Below are 16,193 nucleotides of genomic sequence, written 5' to 3' on the forward strand. Positions count from 1 at the left end.
TGATTGCGGCCCTCTACAATCATGAACGCACGATAGCCGCTTGGTAGTCTCAGCGAGGCGCGTTAGTCTATCACATAATCATTTCTGCAAGAGGTCTATTGAACCGTAAAACAAGAATAATTGATAATAGGGAGATCTATCTTGCGGGAGAGCGATCGCCTTTTTCCTGTGGTTAGTATCGTCGGCAAGTGGGCAAGTTAATACAAGGTCTGCAAGAAGGTCTGCAAGGCAAAGCGCGGTGGACTGTTTCTCTAGCTGAGACCCGCCGAAGAATCTGCGTACTTAAGCCGATTTCCCCTAATGCTCAGGTCTACCTGTGTAGAAACTCATAGCAGGGTTCCATCAAACTTAAAAGTTAAAACATTGTTTTGGAGACAGAACTAGCATGGCTATCAATAACCACCCGTCTGATGAAGATTTGAGCGGCGTGCGCGGCAGAGAAGCTACGCCAGAAGAAATTGCTCAGCGTGACGGCTACGTCAAAGGTCGGACTGATGAGAACTATGTGCAGCAAAACTTGAGAGGGCAGGAAGGGGCGATCGCTCAGTCCCGAGCCGATGACAATGCTGCTAGCGGTCTGTTGATAGGACTCTTCATTGCTTTACTAGCCGCTGGCGTGGGCGCTGCCCTGTACTTTTTGAGTGGCGATCGCACCGCCCCTGTGGCAGTGCCTCAAATTCAAAAGGAAACCACAACTGAAAGAGAAACCACCGTCATCGAGAGAGACAATCCTCAGCCAGCTCTACAGCTGCCCGATGTTCAAGTTGACGTGCCTGCTGTTAGCGTACCCGATGTCAACATTACCAACGAAGCTCCTGCTCAACCTCAGGCCGCACCGGCTGAGCCCGCAGCCGAAGCCCCACCGGTTGAACAGCCAGCTGAACCTGTTAACTAAGCTTTAGACTAAGCTTTTCAGAACGCGGTTTCTACAGTCTGCGTGATCGTAAATCGCTGCGTATTATAGCTAGCGAATGTACGCAGCTAAGTGGCCAAAGCTACAGCTCCCCCCCTCCGACTAAAGCTGCTTGGGCTTGGTTGGGGGGTTTTTACTAGGGCAGGCGAGGCAAGTAACCAAATCACTAGCGACTCAGCCAGGCGATCGCCTCTCGAATCCAGGCTTCAGTATCGTCGTTTTTACTTAAAGCAGTACTGCTGCCGACCGCAGCCAGTGCCTTGCCAATCTCACTGTTGGTATAGCCCAGGGCCATCAGCATCATCTCCACGTCTTCCTGCACAGCCGAAACTGGGCCGCCAGTAGGGGCGACAATACCCGAGTGCTGCCGCCACTCACTGAGCTTGGTTTTGAGTTCTAAAATAATTCTCTCGGCGGTTTTATTGCCGACGCCTGGCGTCCGAGAGAGCACCCGCGTATTGCCACTCACTACCGACTGGATCAGCTCATTCAGCCCTAGAGTATCGAGCAGTGCCATCCCCATTTGCGGGCCGATTCCACTAACAGAAGTCAGCAGCCGAAACACGTCGCGCTCCGCTCTGCTGCTAAAGCCAAACAGCACCTGCAAATCTTCGCGGCTCTGCAAATGGGTAAAAACTTGCACTCGCTCGCCAGTCGCCGGTAGCTCGCTCAGCGCGCGCGGGTTGATCTGCATGTCGTAGCCAACGCCGCTGGCCTCTACCGTCACGATTACTCGGCCATTAGGCAGCTTTTGGCTCTCGGCCAAGGTACCTCTGACATAGCCAATCACGAACGAGAACGAGGATTACGCAAAGGTAGGCGCTGCTCAGCGATAGGCGGACGGGGCGGAGCCTCCCGACGGCTGGGCCGAATGTTGCCCGTGGTCGGGTTGATTTGTGGGGTTTGGGCGGCGCTCTCAATATCTAGAGACTGACCGCCCTGAATCTTTTGGCGACCGTTACGCAAGACATGAAGCATTTCCATAAACTGTCGCTCCATATTTTCTAGTACCTGGTCGGCATAGGTATCGGCGTCTTCTTGAATGGTTTTGGCTTCGGTAACGGTGCGCGTGCGGGTTTCTTCCCACTCTTGACGCGCCTGATTTTGGAGCTGCTCAATTTCGCTGATGGTCTGCGATCGCAGCGCTTCGCAGTCTTGTTCGGTCTGCGATCGCAGCTGCGCCGCATTCGCCTCCGCCTGCCGAATAATTGACATCTCACTGAGAATAGCCGCTGCCTGCTTTTCTGCTGAGGTGATAATTTCCTGAGCGTACTGCTCAGCTTCCATCAAAATTTCTTCTCGCTGCTGAACGATCTGTACCGACTCTTGGACCGCCGCTGGCAGATTGACCCGCACCACGTCTAACTGGTCGAGCAACTCGTCTTCTGAAACCATGGTCTTGCCCGAAAGCGGTACCCTGGGGCTTTCTAGCACGATTTCTTCAATCCGATCCAGCTCTTGCTGAAGACTGAAGCGCTCGGGGGCCGAATCTTTGTAATAATCGCCGTTTGCAGGAGTATTCACAAATTTTTTTGATGAGAGATTTCCAGAAGGCTGACTGTTTAGCTAAGCGTTCAACAGAGGCGTTCAACAGAGGCGTTAAGTGCACCGTTAAAGCAGCCATTGATAGTTGGCTTGGCTACTGACTGACCTCAGGCAGCTATATCATATATTATTCAACGAAGAGTATTGCCATAACATTTCTCGACGTCAAGCGCAATATGCTCAGGCACCAGATGATTGATCGGGCCCCCAAATCTAGCAATTTCTTTAACGAGGCTGCTGCTCAAAAAGCCATACTCGGTAGAAGTTGCTAAAAAGACAGTCTCAATGTCACTGGCTAAAGTTTTATTAGTATGCGCCATCTGCAGCTCTTTCTCAAAGTCTGAGAGGACTCGCAAACCCCGCAGTAAAACCTTGGCCTGACGGTCTCGGGCATAAGTAATCGTCAGCCCCTCAAAACTATCTACCTCAACATTATCTAAATGTTGAGTCGTTTTCCGAATTTGCGCAATCCTTTCTTCGACAGTAAACAGCGGATTTTTATTGGGGTTGCGAGAAATTACCACAATCACCCGCCGATAAAGCTGACTGCTGCGGGTAATGATGTCGAGATGCCCCAGGGTAATGGGATCAAAGCTGCCAGGATAGATTGCAATCATCTCAGGTCAGGAAACGGGCATAAGGGGGCGCTATTGATAGCCACACTATACAGGCCATTTGCAACTCTGCAGATTCAGCATCGGGTTGCACTGGTTTTCAAGGCGATTGAGGGCAGGCCGCTTTAGCATCCCTGACTCCTTTATGATGGAAAAGTTCTCCAGACAACGATGGTCTATGCCCCGAGCTGTTCTCAAGTTCTCATCTGAAGATTGCGGTATTTGTCACAAAATGGCTTTTTATGACGAAAAGGTAGCCAAAGAGCTAAATTTAGACTTCGTCAATATAAAAATGCAGGACACAGCTACCTACCGTAAGTACCGGCAGATATTGCTGAGCCGGTATCCTGACAAGGCTGAGATGGGCTGGCCTACCTACTTGATCTGCGATGAGCCCGAGGGCGATTTTGCGGTTATTGGCGAAGTTAGAGGGGGGCATCCCAAGGGAGAATTCCGCCGCCGGTTGCAGGCAGTGATCGATAGCTAGGCTGGGAAAACCAAGCCGAAAAGCCTGAAGCTGCCTGCAAAGTCTGTAGATCTTCAGCGATCGCCAAAGATCTACAGACTCAGCTCTAACAGATTCAGGCAGATTCAGGCAGTTTCAGGCTAGGAGCACAGCTAAAATTGAATGTGCTGAAAACCCAGAAGGACTTACAAAACGCCCAGGTTAGCCAGGCCCAAAATTGCGCCAGCACCGAGCAAATGTCCCAGGCTGGTCGTCGCTATCAGTGCAGGCAACCCCAGACCGAGAAAGACACCTGAGGCCGGGCCAGCATCTGGGACTTGAATGACCTGCTTGCCAATGAAAAATGCCAGCACGTTACAGACGATCATGACAATGGCAACACTAGGGCCCCAACTGGCAGTGTGGGGAACCGGTCCAAAAGCAGCTAGTACAGGCAACATATATGCTCTCTCCAAGAAAAATATGATCGGTAGGTTCCCTCAGGCAGGGCTCCTTCAGGGAAGGCTCCTTCAGGGAAGGCTCCTTCGGACAAAGCCAAGGCACTGCAAAGGCAACTACTGGCCTTTATCTTTCATGAATATGGAGAAGCCTATCGCGAAAGGCTGAGAATTCGTTGTAAGAGTTAACATTGAACAGGGTTTGATCGGTGAAGCTTATGGTCCGTGGTTTGCTGTGGTTACCGCTACTGTTTTTGTTTATTGGGTTGACCTGGGCTGGCTGGAACGAGTACCGCAAAGTCGAGTTTTACAAAGGGTGGGCACAGCAGTTTGAGCGAGCAAAATACGATATTTACGCGGCCCTTGGTCAGCAAGGCGATGTGCTGACTTGGGGAGTGCCGACTCGCAAGGGCGTGATCGACGCGGCTACGCTAGATCTCACTGAGGTAAAGCGGGTTGACATCGAGGTTAACGACAGGCCGGTTGACCCCGATCAGCTACCGAATAAGGGGCGATTTGCGTTGGGCTTCACGCTTAGAAACGGACAGCATCTGAGCGTTCCCTTTACAGAAGGGGCGATCGCCCGGCAGTGGTTTGACTTTTTACGCCAGAAATGGAGCCTGCCGCTGTAGCGACACAGAGTATGCAACCCCCTAAAAGGGTGCCGTCAGTCAGTAAAAATACATAGTTGCAATCAAATGCGTAAGTGGTTAAATACGTAAACGACGAATCTATCGTGCTGGCTAACGACATGGCTTCTCCTCCCAAATCGCCTTCGACGCAGGATCTGGCCCGACGCAGACAGCATCTGCGGGCACAGCGGCGATTTAAGTTTTATAAGACGGTCTGGCGATCGCTGGCGATGGTTGCCCTAGCGACTGGCACCGTCTGGCTAGCAACGTCCCCCGTGTGGCTCATTCGCAGTAGCGAGCAGCTAGAGATCAGCGGCAACCAGCTGCTGTCTGACAAAAACATTCAAGACCTGCTGCCGCTGCCCTACCCTCAGTCGCTGCTGAAGGTAAAGCCTGAATTTTTAGCAGAAAGCGTGACAGCTCACGAACCGATTGAAAAAGCCGCCGTCAGCCGTCGCCTGATTCCGCCGGGTCTGCATATCCGCATCCAAGAGCGGGTGCCCGTAGCGGTGGCCATTCCAGATACGGCTCGTCCGGTTAAGGCCATTCCTACTCAGCCGGTGCCCTTTCGGGAGCCCGGCCTGATCGATGCCGCTGGGGGCTGGATGCCTTACAACAGCTTTCGTAAGCTAGGCGCAACGGCTAGCCCACCCGCGCTGATTGTCAAAGGGATGCGCGCTGAGTACAGATTAGACTGGCAGCAGATCTATCAGAGCGTTAGCCGCAGCCCGGTCACCATCACCGCTATCGATTGGACTCGCCCTAGCAATCTGATCTTGCAGACGGAGCTGGGCGCGGTGTATTTAGGCCCTTACGGCCAAAACTTTGAGGCTCAGCTCGCAGCGCTCGATCAAATGCGATCGCTGGGCAGCGCCATCAACCCCGAAAAGGTCGCCTTTATCGATCTGCACGACCCTGATCATCCCGTTGTCGAAATTTTGCAGGCCAACAACAACCCGGCAGGTTCACCCTAACGGACAGCCCTCACCAGAGCGGTACGGAATACTGGTCAAAATACTGAGCAAAAAGGGTAACCCTCTACGACCGCAGAGTTTGGCTTTTTTAGCAAGTTCCCCTATAGTTGACTCAATCCGCATCAGGCGCAGTTGAAGTAGGCTACAGCGCTATTTAAACTGCACCAGTTTCAAGATTTTTTATATTGTCTATTGTCAAGTTAAGTATATTTCTGCTTTAGACTCTATAATTCTTTACTGAATGAAGACCCGGGTGTTTTCAACCAGGGCTTGGTAGGCTGAAGCTTTCCCTACCCTGGGCTCTTTGCAAATATTTCATCCCTATTGCCCGCATTCATACCTCCCCTATTCATATAGTCAGCTCGCACTATGAACAAAGCATTCCCTCACAAAAATTCTTATGCGAACGATGGGTCAGGTGTAAAATCATCTACTTCAGGTAATAATGGCAATGCACTGTCAGCAGAAGGGCCGATGAGCGCAGAGATTATACCGAGCAGCGTCGCCAGGATTAAGGTTATTGGGGTTGGAGGTGGCGGCTGCAACGCGGTCAACCGCATGATCGACAGTGGGCTGGCTGGCATTGAGTTTTGGACGGTGAATACCGACGCTCAGGCGTTAACCTATTCGGCCACCACCAACGCTATGCAGCTCGGTCAAAAGCTGACCCGGGGCTTAGGCGCAGGGGGTAACCCGTCAATTGGGCAAAAAGCTGCCGAAGAATCACGAGACGAAATTTTTCAGGCATTAGAAGGAGCCGATCTGGTCTTTATCACTGCCGGTATGGGCGGTGGTACGGGTACTGGCGCAGCGCCAGTGGTGGCTGAAGCAGCGAAAGAAGCAGGCGCGCTTACCGTCGGAGTGGTCACCCGGCCCTTTACCTTTGAAGGTCGCCGCCGGACAGCTCAAGCAGAAAGCGGTATCGCGGCTTTGCAGGCCAGTGTAGACACGCTAATTATCATTCCCAACGACAAGCTGCTCTCAGTGATCTCTGAGCAAACCCCTGTGCAAGAAGCCTTCCGCGTGGCTGACGATATTCTCCGTCAGGGTGTGCAGGGTATCTCGGACATCATCACAATTTCGGGCCTGGTCAACGTAGACTTTGCCGATGTTAGGGCGGTGATGGCTGACGCGGGCTCAGCGCTGATGGGTATTGGTGTGGGCTCTGGTAAATCGCGAGCAAGAGAAGCGGCGATCGCGGCTACCTCTTCCCCCCTACTCGAAACCTCTATCGATGGAGCCGGTGGGGTCGTCTTTAATATCACAGGCGGCAGCGATCTGACGCTGCATGAAGTCAACCAGGCCGCTGAAATCATCTACGAAGCGGTTGATCCCAATGCCAACATTATCTTTGGCGCAGTCATTGACGATCGCTTGCAGGGCGAGATTCGCATTACTGTTATTGCCACCGGCTTTAGCGCTGACACCCGCAGCATTCCTTCAATGAACAGCAGCCGCGTGACCCCGATGACGCGCACGCCTAGCAGCCTGTTTGATTCACCCGGCGCAGCTCCCAGCGAAGGGGGAAGCGACCCTTCCAATCAGCCAGTGATTTCACCTAACCTGGATATCCCTGAATTTCTACAGCGTCGGCGTAACCGTTAGGATTCACTATGCCTGAGGTTAGATCGGCGGCTGTGCCAGTGGCGCTCACCATTGCTGGCTCTGACAGCGGGGGGGGAGCGGGTATTCAGGCAGATCTGCGCACCTTTGCCTTTCATCAGGTGCACGGTACCTGCGCACTCACCTGCGTCACCGCTCAAAATACACTGGGCGTCACTCGGGTAGATCCGCTGCCCCCGGCGGCAGTGATCGCTCAAATTGAGGCGGTTACTAGCGATATCGGCGTGCAGGCGGCGAAGACGGGGATGCTGCTCAACCAACCGATTATTGAAGCCGTTGCCAGTTATCTAAAGGCGCAGCCGATTACCGGGCTAGTGGTAGATCCGGTGATGGTGTCTCGCACGGGCGACAAGCTAATTGATGATGGCGCGATTTTGGCGCTGCGTGATCGCCTGCTGCCCCTAGCCACCATACTCACGCCTAACCGCCACGAGGCTGAGATCTTGGCCGAGATGAAAATTACTTCGCTAGCCGATATGCAGACAGCGGCCAAAGCAATCTGGGCGCTCGGCCCGGCGGCAGTAGTGGTTAAAGGCGGTGGATTTCGCGGCGAACTGCGCGGCGTCGATGTTTGGTTTGATGGCGAACAGATCGCGGTGCTGACCACTGAGCAGGTAGATACGCCCAATACGCATGGGACGGGCTGCACGCTGTCGAGTGCGATCGCCGCAAACCTAGCCAAAGAGATCAGCCCCCTAGCCGCCGTGAAAGCAGCTAAAAACTACGTGACGCAGGCACTCCACCACTCTCTCTCTATTGGCCAAGGACAAGGACCGGTAGGCCATTTTTACTCATTGCTTAAAAGCTAAGCTTGAAAGCTAACTGTTAGCCAGCTAAGAGACAGCCCAGCTAGTCAAGCCTCGTCTGAGTCAGTCGGCCATACCGACTCCCAGTCGGGGCAGGTCTCATCGTCAGGGCCGTAGGGGTGCATACCACATACCAGCATCTCCTCCCCATACTCAGCGCCGTGGTAGTTACGGCAGCCTACGCAGGTCGGGTGGTTTTGCAACCAGGGGGTAACGGTTTGCGTCAGCGGCGCTGCGGTCTCTTCTACCCAGGATGCGACATGCTCATCAAAGAAGAGTAAGCCGCTGTCTAGCGCGCTGTCTATTTGATCGCCGAGTCTGGCCAGGTTAGGGGCGATCGCCTGATCAATTTCTTGGGCTACTTCTAAAGAGCTATCTACCCATTCCTCAATTGCCTGGTCGGCCTTTTGAGAAACTTCGACTAACCACTCGCTAGAGTTTTGAGCGGCTAAATCGAGCGTTGTTTGCAGCTGCTTCAACCATTCATCCATGGCTGTCATTCCTATGAACTGTACGTATGTGAAAAGGGCTGTCAGAGAAACCCTGAGCGGTTATTGAAGCTTCTTCAGTTCCCCGCGCAGCGCCTCTACTTCCTGTCGCATGGCTTCGGCCTGGCGTTCCTCTGCAGTTAGCGGCTCACTGTCATCTAAAATCTGAATTTGACGCGGGCCTTCCGGCTGAGGAGACGATGAAGCGGTCGTCTGAGAGGCTGTATTCATTTCGGCTTCAGCAGTTGCCTGGGCCCGCTCTACCATGTCATTCATCATCTTTTGGGCTTCTTCGGCGGTAATTTCGCCCCGCTCTACCAGTTCGTCAACTAGCTTTTGAGCCTGACCGCGCAGGTCACCTAGCACGCCGCCTGCTTTCTCACCCGCGTAAGAAGCAATACCCACTCCCAAATAGAACGCCTTTTGGACTAAGTTACCGAAGCCTGCCATGGGTACCTTCCCTCTGCATAATCAATGTCTATAGGATAGGTAGAACCCAGCTAAAACGACCACTCACAATAACCGCCCTAAAAAGTGGACAAACCCCTAAAGGTCCTCCCCTAAAGGTTCTTAGAAGACAAGATCCTTAAAAGACCCGACAAAACTGCGAAAGATCTTAAAAAGGCCCGGATTTCACGCCTATTACAAGCATCCCGTATTGCTGCTACCTTCCGGTCCTGACAAGATTTGGGCGTTGTAACTGCATGAGTCCGAGCCATTTATACCATAGCACTACTGCGAGCCAGAATGGTACAGATCAGCACCGAGCCTGCGCAGTTTCTTTCTCGCGGATGATGCTCTCATGCCCTCTACTGGCCACAGTAAATATGGACAGTAGTGTTTGGAATACTCTCGCTTATGACTATTACCGATGTCATCGATGCGTCACAGCTCAATGTGATTGCCAACAAGCTAGCTGACATGTACAAGCTGCAAACCTTGATGATCTCAAACGAAGAGAAGCTCATGCAGGCATCTGTCGGCGACACGGAGGTGACCAGTCGCCTGAACACTATGCTCAGCGACGACCGAGCTAATTTGCAGACTTTGCAATCAGCAATGAACAAGCTAGGCGTGCCTGGTGAAGCCAGTGACAAAGTGCAAGCAGTCAGCAGCACAATAGAAGAAATAATGGCTGGCAGCGACCTGTTGCTATATGAGAAGTTCATGCAGCAAGAGGCGCTGAAGCATCAGCTGGTGATGCTGGGAATTTTGATTCACAAGTCTGCGCAGGCGGCAGGCGACGACCTGGAAAAGGTGATCGATCCGATCAATAAGGCTAACTTTTTGAATCGGAAGCACCAGGAGATGCTCAAGAGTATCTTAATCAAGACAGGCACCCGCGAGCTGGTTGGCAAAGAGCCTAAAGAAGATATCTGGGCCCAGGCCGAAGATGGGATGGCCGCGCTCAAGGGTGTGTTTAGTGGCCTGATGGAATAACACCTGAAGCCAGCTAGCTATGGAGCGATCGCCTCTAACCCCGTAGCGGCAAAGACCTGCCTGGAGAGAAAAGGAATCAGATCTTCGTTTTGCTGCTGCGCTGCGCCTTCGGTGAAGACTACCAGCAGATACGGCAGGTGTCCTGCTGCTTCTACATAGGCAGCGTCATGGCTAACCTGGCTGGATACGCCCGCCTTTGACCAGAGTCTGACCGTCTGCGGTAGCCCTGCGCCAATAAAACCCGCTATCTGATCGGCTCGGGTAGGGACTGCTGTCGGATCGAGCGATCGCCGCATCAAATCCATCATGCCAACCGATCTAACGCTGCTGACCGAGACCCCGCCCACAATGCTATGAAGCAGTCTGGCAGTAGCTTCAGTCGTGAGCTGATTGCGGTTTTCAAAAGCGTCACCTAAAAAATCTCGTTCCCGTCCATAGGGGCCATTGTGCCAGGTCTTTTGGTTCAGGTTTACTGACCTTAGCTCTGGCCAGCCTAGCTGCTGAAAATAGCGATTGACGATATTGCGCTGCGATCGCCAGGTTTCCAACGGGCCTGGCGGTAGCGATGGGCCGCTAGTCGTGCCGCTGAGCACATCTACAAGGTAGCTCGCCGCATCATCGCTGCTATCCTTCACCATGTCTGTCAGCGCCCGCGATATTTCTGGAGACGGCTGTACCATCCCCTGCTCTAGCCAAACCTGTATAGCCACCAAGTAAAACAGCTGCACTAAAGCCGCTGGCTCTATGGGCTCTATGCCCCTGTAGCTGGCCCCTTGCGGTCGGTACTGCCAAAAGGCTTCAGCGCTGAGTGCGCCGCCGGTATTCACCTGATAGGGCGGCTCATAGACTATCCAGGTGAGGGCTATCTGATTTTGGGCGAGCTGCGGAAAAGTAGCCCAGGTGGCTTCCAAAATCCGCTCCAGGCTAGCGCGCAGGTCAGCGTTCGTTAGAAAGAATTTGGCAGTCATAGACGCAGCGACTTTCTACAATGGCTTTCTACAATGGCTTTTTGCAATGGCTTTTTTTGCAATGGCTTTTTAAGATAGCTTTTGAATAGGGCGTTCAAAGTAAGACTAAACAAACCCCAGATTTTTGCCTTTCCCCGCGTGAACCAGCGCGAGCTGCTCATATTTTTTGGCATGTTCAATCAGGTCTTCGGCCTCTTGCTCTGATAGGGGGCGAAAGATTTTGCCCGGTACGCCAACGACTAGCGATCGCGGCGGCACATCTTTATTCACGACAGCGCCAGCGCCGACCATGCTGCCGGCCCCCACGCGCACACCGTTGAGAATAATCGCCCCAATTCCAATCAGACAGCCCGACTCAATATGGGCGCTGTGGATCACAGCCCGATGGCCGATAGTCACATAGTCTTCTAAAACAGTAGGCAAATGCGGATCGCCATGCAGCACCGCGCCATCTTGCACATTGCTACCGGTGCCAATGCGAACCACATCAACATCGCCCCGCACTACCGCCCCGTACCAAATGCTGGCCCCTGGCCCTACCTCCACCTGGCCGATAACGGTCGCATTCGGCGCAATGAAAGCGGCCTGTGAAAGATCGGGGGCGGGCCAAAACTGACCGGGCGCGACGACTAACGGACCGGGCATAGAAGCTGAGGCAGGGTTAGCTAAACTCATCGGGACACCTCGCAAGCGCTAATAACGTAAACCTGAGCGACTATTAAATCTAACCGATGAGGCGTAGAGGCTCGAAAGTTATAATAGTTTTGTTAAAAAGCAATCGTTGGTTCAGCGGGCGTGTTCGTGGGTTGCTTTCAGCAGGTGACTGGTGAGAACACTGCGGAAACATTGTGAAAACATTGTGAAAACACTAGGTAATAGATACTCTTAATGCTTGGCTCTGCCTCTCAATATCCCATATACGGCCCCGAAGTACAGTGCCCGCACTGTCGGCAAACGATCCCGGCGCTTTTGCTAACCGATAGCTATTTGTGCTCGCGTCACGGTGCCTTTGAAGCCAACCCCGAGACTCAGGAACTGGTGCATGTGCAGTCGGGCCGCCACTGGCGACGGTGGCAAGACCAATGGTACCGTCAGCATACTCACCCAGACGGCATTCGGTTTGAAATTCATGAAGAACTTGACCGGCTCTACACAAAAGGCTTTCGGGCGACTCGGGTAATTATTGCGAGCCGCTACGAGCCGTTGATGACGCCTTATCTAGAGCATGGTGCCCCCTGGCAAAGTCGAGGCGACGAAAAGGTGCCGAAGCTCTATGGTCTACCGGTGGCGTTTAGCGAGAGCGCAGCGGTTGATCCCCGCTGGGAAATTATCAACTTTGATCTTGAAAAAGAACCGGGTGTGCCGACCCAATACCGGTATCTCAAAATTTTTGAGTGAAGTACGATCACAGACTTGTGCAAGCTGGTGAGAACATCAGACGGTTGCCAAAATTCGGTATAAAGTTTTACACGAGCTTGAAGTTTTTGCTTAGGGTGAGTCAGTCAGACCTGAGTGATCGCTCAGTCGTCTTTAAATTGATTATCGTCACGATTTGCTATGCACCACGCCTCGATTAAGACTGCGGATATTCACCGGGCGATCGCCTTTTATGAGCAGCTTGGGTTTGTTATGCAAACGCGCTTTACAGCGGGCATTACCCTGGCCTGCTGGATGGAGGGCTTAGGCGGACGCATTGAGCTGATGCAGGTACCCGAGCCGAGGCCGACTGCCGATGCCTTTGCCGATGAGCACTATACCGGCTACTATCACCTGTCGTTTGACCTGAGTGAGCAAGCGGAGAGTTTGCCTGCCTGGCTCGCCGATTTGCGGCAGCGCGTGGATCAATCGGGCGGGAGTCTCAGCGTTTTACTGGAGCCACAGCAGCAGCAAATTGGCGATGATGTATATGAAGTGGCTTTTTTAGCCGATACCGACGGTCTACCTTTGGAATTCATTCGGCGGATGGAGCATGGGCGCTGACTTAATGCCGTTTGCAGACAATTGGGCCTACCTGAAAACTGAGCTGAGCTGGCTAGACCGGCTGCTGATGTTGGCGATCGCCCGTCAGCGAAAAGAAACCAAAGCGATTAATAAAATTGCCCAAACCAGCGCCGATAGAGTGAGCAGCCACTGGTGGAAAGGGGTGATTTCGGTCAGCAAGCCCGCCTATGACGACTGCCGGGTGCCGGCTCAGACGAAGCGATCGCCCGCAAGCTACCAGCAGCAGCTAGAGAGCCGGATCGCCGTCAGCGCGAAAGGTGAGGTTGTCTTAGCTTTGCCGTCGCTGCGCCACTACCTGAACCTGACGCTGTTTGAGAAAAATCTGATTTTGTTAGCGCTTGCGCCCGAAGTAAACCGGCGCTACGGACGGCTCTATCACTATCTGCAAACTGGCGAAGACAAGGCCACTGTTTCAGATCTGCCGACGGTCGATCTGGCCTTGCGACTGCTGTGCCGTAATGACCTAGAGCGGCGACGAGCGCGGGCGAGTTTGGCCACCTCAGAGTCTTTAGTCGAGCGGCGGATTTTACGCTATGTGAGTCCGCGCCCCAGCACCCGGCTGAGCAGCTACTTACAGCTGACTGATGACTGGGTGAACTATCTGCTGGCTGAGCAGCCCGATCAGCGGGTGCTGTTTGAACGGCTGGCAACGGTTTCACCAGAGCCTGTGCTGGCCTTACCTGCGCCGACTGCTGCTACTCGTGCCGTAAAGATCTGTCAGCCTGAGGTGTCTTGGGATCAGCTCATTTTGCCAGCGCCGCTGCTCACTCAGCTGCAAACTTTGGGCCAGCGAGCCTCGGTAGGGCTGACCCGTTCTGCTGCTGTGACGGCACCACCGCCGTCAAAAAGCCAGGTCGCGCTGCTGATTGGGGCGGCGGGCACAGGTAAAACGATGGCGGCGGGGGCGATCGCCACTTCTCTGCGTCAACCGCTTGGCGTGGTCGATCTCAAACAGGTTCACCCTGACGACTGGCCAGCGGTGTTAGCAGCGCTAGATTCGGAGCGCTACCCGGTGCTGCTCATCAAGTCGGCGTTTGTTTGGTTTGGTCGCAATAGTCCGTTCTCTAGTGATTTTTCTGAAGCTCATTTGACTCAGTGGCTACAGCAGCGACAGGCGAATCCAGGGCTGACGCTGCTCAGCGCCCACTACCTACATACGGTTAAGGCGCGCTGGCGGCAGCAGATGGACGCTGTGCTGACGCTGCCAATGCCTAATCGGGCTGAGCGCAAAATCTTATGGCGACAGGCGTTTGCCGGTATTATTTGCAGTCCTGAAATTGATTGGATTGGACTAGCGAAACAACTTAAGATTTCGGGCGGGGAGATTCGAGTATTGGCTCAGGCGGCGGTGGCGATCGCTCAGTCGAAAAATGCTGAAACTGTGACGCTGGGACATATTCAACAGGTCATAGAGCAGCGCAGCAAGTAGCCCTTTGACCAAGTCTGCATACGGTGACTTTGGGTTTTAGTCAAAAAAAAGCCCACGGGAAATTCCTCATGGGCTCCAGACAATGATTAGAGTAATCAAGCGGTGAGCTAGTGTGCGGGCTCAGGCACTCCGACGACGAGGACGCTTGTACTCAGACTTCTTTTTGTAGCCAACTGATTGAGCTTCGTCGCTGTTGGAACCAAATTGCCCGCGCACAGACTCTTTCATCGCCAATACCGCACTGTGAAACTCTACTTCGGCCTGGCGAGCGGCATCGGTAGCCGCTTTGAGCAGGGCGGCGATTTCTGTTTCTTTTTTCTGTTTGGTTAGCATGGCTTCGTAAACAGCTTGCAAGGCTGTTGGCGTGGCTTCATCGCGAGTGGGGATGTAGTTAGCGATGGTGGTAAGGCCATGATAGGCAACAATATCTGCGCTGATGGTTTTTGAAGAGACGCGGCGGGAAAAGTCAACGGTATTCATGGTAGATGGCCTCTTATTGGGCGTGAAATTCGGGTGTGAGCTTGAAACTGAGTGAGGTGAAAGGGCTATTATCTTTTTGTCTCACCTGAAGAGAGATTGCCCCGTGGGAAAAGCGGAGTGATCGGCAAATTTGAAAGATTGTGAGTAGAAAGGAGAGTTTTGTATGAAGAAAGGATGAATCGAAGGAGGGGCAAAAAAGGGTAGTGCGATCGCACCTTTCGTGCGCGGTCTGCATCCTTTAGGTTTATCAATGATAGGGTTGCTGTGCATTGAGCGAAGAAGCTATTAGCTTGTAAAACCAGTCCTTTGCTCTATGACACAAAAGGTTTGCATTGATGAATAAAAGGGATTTGTTTGCAAACTAAAGGTTTTAAGGCGCGAAGGCTTTGATCGCGCCATCGAACCAAAAGTTTCAGCGTGCGAACAAAGCCTTTTATCACTCAGATGAAAGGTTACGGTGGCAGGAGGAAGCGATCGCGCCCCCAAACAAAAGCTCCAGCGGCGCAATCACAGCCAACAGACTTCTGATCTAAAGGTGCGGGTATGGAAACAATCCTAAGCCGCCCGCACCCGCTTGGTGAGTATTGCCATCACTTCATTGGGCCGACCCGTCGGCAAGAGCTGGCTCCAATCATTGGGCTCAGCGTAGCCCAGCCTGTGTAATTGCTGAATGGTCACCTGCACCACGCCAGGACTGCCAAACAGCATGTGCCGTACAGGTTCAGCCGGTGAGCCAGCCGCAGCAGAAGCAGTGGACGCCATAGCGCCCGCAGTAGAAGGAACAAACATGAGATCTGGTCTCCGCAAGTAGGGTTAGCGAGAAAACCAGAACTCAAGATCCTTAGCCACCCCGCAAAAGCTAGTGCAAACCAGGGCAGCTAAGGTACAGTGTCCTCAGCTCTCCAGACTGCGTGTTCAGTTTGGCGAGTTAGCCGTCGGTTAGGTGGTGGTACACCTGCCGATGGCGCTAAGTCAATTGAGTTCTGATGAGAGAGATTGCGATAGGCATCACAACCAATAGCTACAGAGCATAGGCTGATTTTTAGCTTTCGTCAAGCCATATGAGCATTGAGCTTCTTAGAAAGCATCATCCAGCAGACTACAAACCTCCTGCTCTCCCCGATTGAGCACATGGGTATAGATTAGGGTCGTTTTGACATCTGACAGACCAAAGTGCTTGAGCCTGACTGCTTCTCGAACCCGATTTAGCAGACGAGGTAAATGAGACAACGGCATACTGACTGCTATATAAGCTGGAAATTTGGGTACTTATGCAGCAGTTACGCCTGATAAGCACCTCGTACCCATACTTAGTATTGCAAAAGTGCTAGATAACACCCTGCTTCTACGGACTTATACCGCAGAAATATCAGATAA

At 53.0% G+C, this 16,193-nt stretch carries 21 protein-coding genes and 1 other RNA gene; 10 read left to right on the forward strand and 12 right to left on the reverse strand.

The genetic code is table 11. The features are described 5' to 3' along the window. Window positions 1-385: 385 nt before the first annotated feature. Complete coding sequence (locus tag CKL79_RS14945) at window positions 386-895, forward strand: hypothetical protein (protein WP_121970387.1); 510 nt, start codon at window positions 386-388, stop codon at window positions 893-895. A 184-nt stretch (window positions 896-1,079) separates the two neighbouring features. Here CKL79_RS14945 and ruvA read toward each other — a convergent pair whose 3' ends face one another. The 3 genes from ruvA to coaD all read right to left on the reverse strand — a co-directional run bounded on the left by ruvA (window position 1,080) and on the right by coaD (window position 3,075). Further along, entirely contained in the window at window positions 1,080-1,703 is a 624-nt protein-coding gene (ruvA, locus tag CKL79_RS14950; protein ID WP_121970388.1) for a Holliday junction branch migration protein RuvA, read from the reverse strand. Further along, on the reverse strand, window positions 1,700-2,437 hold the full coding sequence (locus tag CKL79_RS14955) for an ATP synthase F0 subunit B (protein WP_121970389.1): 738 nt from the start codon (window positions 2,435-2,437) through the stop codon (window positions 1,700-1,702). The genes ruvA and CKL79_RS14955 overlap by 4 nt, the downstream gene beginning before the upstream one ends. Window positions 2,438-2,589: 152 nt before the next feature. Continuing rightward, complete coding sequence (coaD, locus tag CKL79_RS14960; protein ID WP_121970390.1) at window positions 2,590-3,075, reverse strand: pantetheine-phosphate adenylyltransferase; 486 nt, start codon at window positions 3,073-3,075, stop codon at window positions 2,590-2,592. A gap of 175 nt (window positions 3,076-3,250) precedes the next feature. Between coaD and CKL79_RS14965 the strand changes: the two genes are divergently transcribed. Then, on the forward strand, window positions 3,251-3,559 hold the full coding sequence (locus CKL79_RS14965; protein ID WP_121970391.1) for a thioredoxin family protein: 309 nt from the start codon (window positions 3,251-3,253) through the stop codon (window positions 3,557-3,559). Window positions 3,560-3,723: 164 nt separating this feature from the next. On the opposite strand, the gene psaK is transcribed toward CKL79_RS14965, so the two are convergent. After that, window positions 3,724-3,978, reverse strand: coding sequence for a photosystem I reaction center subunit PsaK (psaK, locus tag CKL79_RS14970; RefSeq protein ID WP_121970392.1), 255 nt, complete (start codon window positions 3,976-3,978; stop codon window positions 3,724-3,726). 215 nt (window positions 3,979-4,193) lie between these two features. Here psaK and CKL79_RS14975 point away from each other — a divergent pair, with 215 nt between their 5' ends. The 4 genes from CKL79_RS14975 to thiD all read left to right on the forward strand — a co-directional run bounded on the left by CKL79_RS14975 (window position 4,194) and on the right by thiD (window position 8,013). Continuing rightward, window positions 4,194-4,607 (forward strand): hypothetical protein, encoded by a 414-nt coding sequence (locus CKL79_RS14975; RefSeq protein WP_121970393.1) that lies wholly within the window; start codon window positions 4,194-4,196, stop codon window positions 4,605-4,607. Window positions 4,608-4,681: 74 nt separating this feature from the next. Then, window positions 4,682-5,581, forward strand: coding sequence for an FtsQ-type POTRA domain-containing protein (locus CKL79_RS14980; RefSeq protein ID WP_121970394.1), 900 nt, complete (start codon window positions 4,682-4,684; stop codon window positions 5,579-5,581). Between the two features lie 474 nt (window positions 5,582-6,055). Next, window positions 6,056-7,186: a cell division protein FtsZ gene (gene ftsZ, locus CKL79_RS14985; protein ID WP_240518878.1), complete on the forward strand. Its 1,131-nt coding sequence runs from the start codon at window positions 6,056-6,058 to the stop codon at window positions 7,184-7,186. An 8-nt stretch (window positions 7,187-7,194) separates the two neighbouring features. Next, a complete protein-coding gene (gene thiD, locus CKL79_RS14990) occupies window positions 7,195-8,013 on the forward strand; it encodes a bifunctional hydroxymethylpyrimidine kinase/phosphomethylpyrimidine kinase (protein ID WP_121970396.1) in 819 nt (272 codons plus the stop codon). 44 nt (window positions 8,014-8,057) lie between these two features. Here thiD and CKL79_RS14995 read toward each other — a convergent pair whose 3' ends face one another. From CKL79_RS14995 to ffs, 3 genes are all read right to left on the reverse strand, one after another. After that, a complete protein-coding gene (locus CKL79_RS14995; protein WP_141242216.1) occupies window positions 8,058-8,501 on the reverse strand; it encodes a hypothetical protein in 444 nt (147 codons plus the stop codon). Window positions 8,502-8,561: 60 nt separating this feature from the next. Continuing rightward, a complete protein-coding gene (locus CKL79_RS15000; protein WP_121970398.1) occupies window positions 8,562-8,948 on the reverse strand; it encodes a hypothetical protein in 387 nt (128 codons plus the stop codon). 170 nt (window positions 8,949-9,118) lie between these two features. After that, window positions 9,119-9,215: signal recognition particle sRNA small type (ffs, locus tag CKL79_RS15005), an RNA gene on the reverse strand. 141 nt (window positions 9,216-9,356) lie between these two features. Between ffs and CKL79_RS15010 the strand changes: the two genes are divergently transcribed. Continuing rightward, complete coding sequence (locus CKL79_RS15010; RefSeq protein WP_121970399.1) at window positions 9,357-9,938, forward strand: hemerythrin HHE cation-binding protein; 582 nt, start codon at window positions 9,357-9,359, stop codon at window positions 9,936-9,938. 17 nt (window positions 9,939-9,955) lie between these two features. Here CKL79_RS15010 and CKL79_RS15015 read toward each other — a convergent pair whose 3' ends face one another. Together CKL79_RS15015 and CKL79_RS15020 are read right to left on the reverse strand one after the other, a co-directional pair. After that, window positions 9,956-10,906: a serine hydrolase gene (locus tag CKL79_RS15015; RefSeq protein WP_121970400.1), complete on the reverse strand. Its 951-nt coding sequence runs from the start codon at window positions 10,904-10,906 to the stop codon at window positions 9,956-9,958. Window positions 10,907-11,011: 105 nt separating this feature from the next. Continuing rightward, window positions 11,012-11,551, reverse strand: coding sequence for a gamma carbonic anhydrase family protein (locus CKL79_RS15020; protein ID WP_121970441.1), 540 nt, complete (start codon window positions 11,549-11,551; stop codon window positions 11,012-11,014). 243 nt (window positions 11,552-11,794) lie between these two features. On the opposite strand from CKL79_RS15020, the gene CKL79_RS15025 reads away from it, so the two are divergent. The 3 genes from CKL79_RS15025 (at window position 11,795) to CKL79_RS15035 (ending at window position 14,336) form a co-directional block, all read left to right on the forward strand. Next, window positions 11,795-12,304: a TIGR02652 family protein gene (locus CKL79_RS15025; RefSeq protein ID WP_121970401.1), complete on the forward strand. Its 510-nt coding sequence runs from the start codon at window positions 11,795-11,797 to the stop codon at window positions 12,302-12,304. Between the two features lie 159 nt (window positions 12,305-12,463). Continuing rightward, window positions 12,464-12,886 carry a VOC family protein gene (locus tag CKL79_RS15030; protein WP_121970402.1) on the forward strand — a complete coding sequence of 141 codons (423 nt, stop codon included), beginning with the start codon at window positions 12,464-12,466 and terminating at the stop codon, window positions 12,884-12,886. Next, the gene (locus tag CKL79_RS15035) at window positions 12,876-14,336 is read left to right on the forward strand and encodes a hypothetical protein (protein ID WP_121970403.1); all 1,461 of its coding nucleotides are present in this window, start codon (window positions 12,876-12,878) and stop codon (window positions 14,334-14,336) included. Before CKL79_RS15030 ends, CKL79_RS15035 begins: the two co-directional genes overlap by 11 nt. Before the next feature lie 120 nt (window positions 14,337-14,456). On the opposite strand, the gene CKL79_RS15040 is transcribed toward CKL79_RS15035, so the two are convergent. The 3 genes from CKL79_RS15040 to CKL79_RS23195 all read right to left on the reverse strand — a co-directional run bounded on the left by CKL79_RS15040 (window position 14,457) and on the right by CKL79_RS23195 (window position 16,052). Further along, window positions 14,457-14,816 (reverse strand): hypothetical protein, encoded by a 360-nt coding sequence (locus CKL79_RS15040; protein ID WP_121970404.1) that lies wholly within the window; start codon window positions 14,814-14,816, stop codon window positions 14,457-14,459. 555 nt (window positions 14,817-15,371) lie between these two features. Then, window positions 15,372-15,605 (reverse strand): hypothetical protein, encoded by a 234-nt coding sequence (locus CKL79_RS15045; protein WP_121970405.1) that lies wholly within the window; start codon window positions 15,603-15,605, stop codon window positions 15,372-15,374. 288 nt (window positions 15,606-15,893) lie between these two features. Next, window positions 15,894-16,052: a hypothetical protein gene (locus tag CKL79_RS23195; RefSeq protein ID WP_170944074.1), complete on the reverse strand. Its 159-nt coding sequence runs from the start codon at window positions 16,050-16,052 to the stop codon at window positions 15,894-15,896. Window positions 16,053-16,193 lie beyond the last annotated feature (141 nt).

Source organism: Leptolyngbya sp. BC1307, from assembly GCF_002286735.1.
Taxonomy (GTDB): Bacteria; Cyanobacteriota; Cyanobacteriia; order Phormidesmidales; family Phormidesmidaceae; genus Phormidesmis.

What these genes read in the sequence shown, in the direction of transcription:
- CKL79_RS23195 (WP_170944074.1), bottom strand. Translation starts at nt 16,052, where the DNA reads ATGCCGTTGTCTCATTTACCTCGTCTGCTAAATCGGGTTCGAGAAGCA.
- CKL79_RS14945 (WP_121970387.1), top strand. Translation starts at nt 386, where the DNA reads ATGGCTATCAATAACCACCCGTCTGATGAAGATTTGAGCGGCGTGCGC.
- CKL79_RS15030 (WP_121970402.1), top strand. Translation starts at nt 12,464, where the DNA reads ATGCACCACGCCTCGATTAAGACTGCGGATATTCACCGGGCGATCGCC.
- CKL79_RS14975 (WP_121970393.1), top strand. Translation starts at nt 4,194, where the DNA reads ATGGTCCGTGGTTTGCTGTGGTTACCGCTACTGTTTTTGTTTATTGGG.
- CKL79_RS15040 (WP_121970404.1), bottom strand. Translation starts at nt 14,816, where the DNA reads ATGAATACCGTTGACTTTTCCCGCCGCGTCTCTTCAAAAACCATCAGC.
- CKL79_RS15020 (WP_121970441.1), bottom strand. Translation starts at nt 11,551, where the DNA reads ATGCCCGGTCCGTTAGTCGTCGCGCCCGGTCAGTTTTGGCCCGCCCCC.
- CKL79_RS15015 (WP_121970400.1), bottom strand. Translation starts at nt 10,906, where the DNA reads ATGACTGCCAAATTCTTTCTAACGAACGCTGACCTGCGCGCTAGCCTG.
- coaD (WP_121970390.1), bottom strand. Translation starts at nt 3,075, where the DNA reads ATGATTGCAATCTATCCTGGCAGCTTTGATCCCATTACCCTGGGGCAT.
- CKL79_RS15035 (WP_121970403.1), top strand. Translation starts at nt 12,876, where the DNA reads ATGGGCGCTGACTTAATGCCGTTTGCAGACAATTGGGCCTACCTGAAA.
- CKL79_RS14965 (WP_121970391.1), top strand. Translation starts at nt 3,251, where the DNA reads ATGCCCCGAGCTGTTCTCAAGTTCTCATCTGAAGATTGCGGTATTTGT.
- ftsZ (WP_240518878.1), top strand. Translation starts at nt 6,056, where the DNA reads ATGAGCGCAGAGATTATACCGAGCAGCGTCGCCAGGATTAAGGTTATT.
- CKL79_RS15000 (WP_121970398.1), bottom strand. Translation starts at nt 8,948, where the DNA reads ATGGCAGGCTTCGGTAACTTAGTCCAAAAGGCGTTCTATTTGGGAGTG.
- psaK (WP_121970392.1), bottom strand. Translation starts at nt 3,978, where the DNA reads ATGTTGCCTGTACTAGCTGCTTTTGGACCGGTTCCCCACACTGCCAGT.
- thiD (WP_121970396.1), top strand. Translation starts at nt 7,195, where the DNA reads ATGCCTGAGGTTAGATCGGCGGCTGTGCCAGTGGCGCTCACCATTGCT.
- CKL79_RS15010 (WP_121970399.1), top strand. Translation starts at nt 9,357, where the DNA reads ATGACTATTACCGATGTCATCGATGCGTCACAGCTCAATGTGATTGCC.
- CKL79_RS14995 (WP_141242216.1), bottom strand. Translation starts at nt 8,501, where the DNA reads ATGGATGAATGGTTGAAGCAGCTGCAAACAACGCTCGATTTAGCCGCT.
- CKL79_RS15045 (WP_121970405.1), bottom strand. Translation starts at nt 15,605, where the DNA reads ATGTTTGTTCCTTCTACTGCGGGCGCTATGGCGTCCACTGCTTCTGCT.
- CKL79_RS15025 (WP_121970401.1), top strand. Translation starts at nt 11,795, where the DNA reads ATGCTTGGCTCTGCCTCTCAATATCCCATATACGGCCCCGAAGTACAG.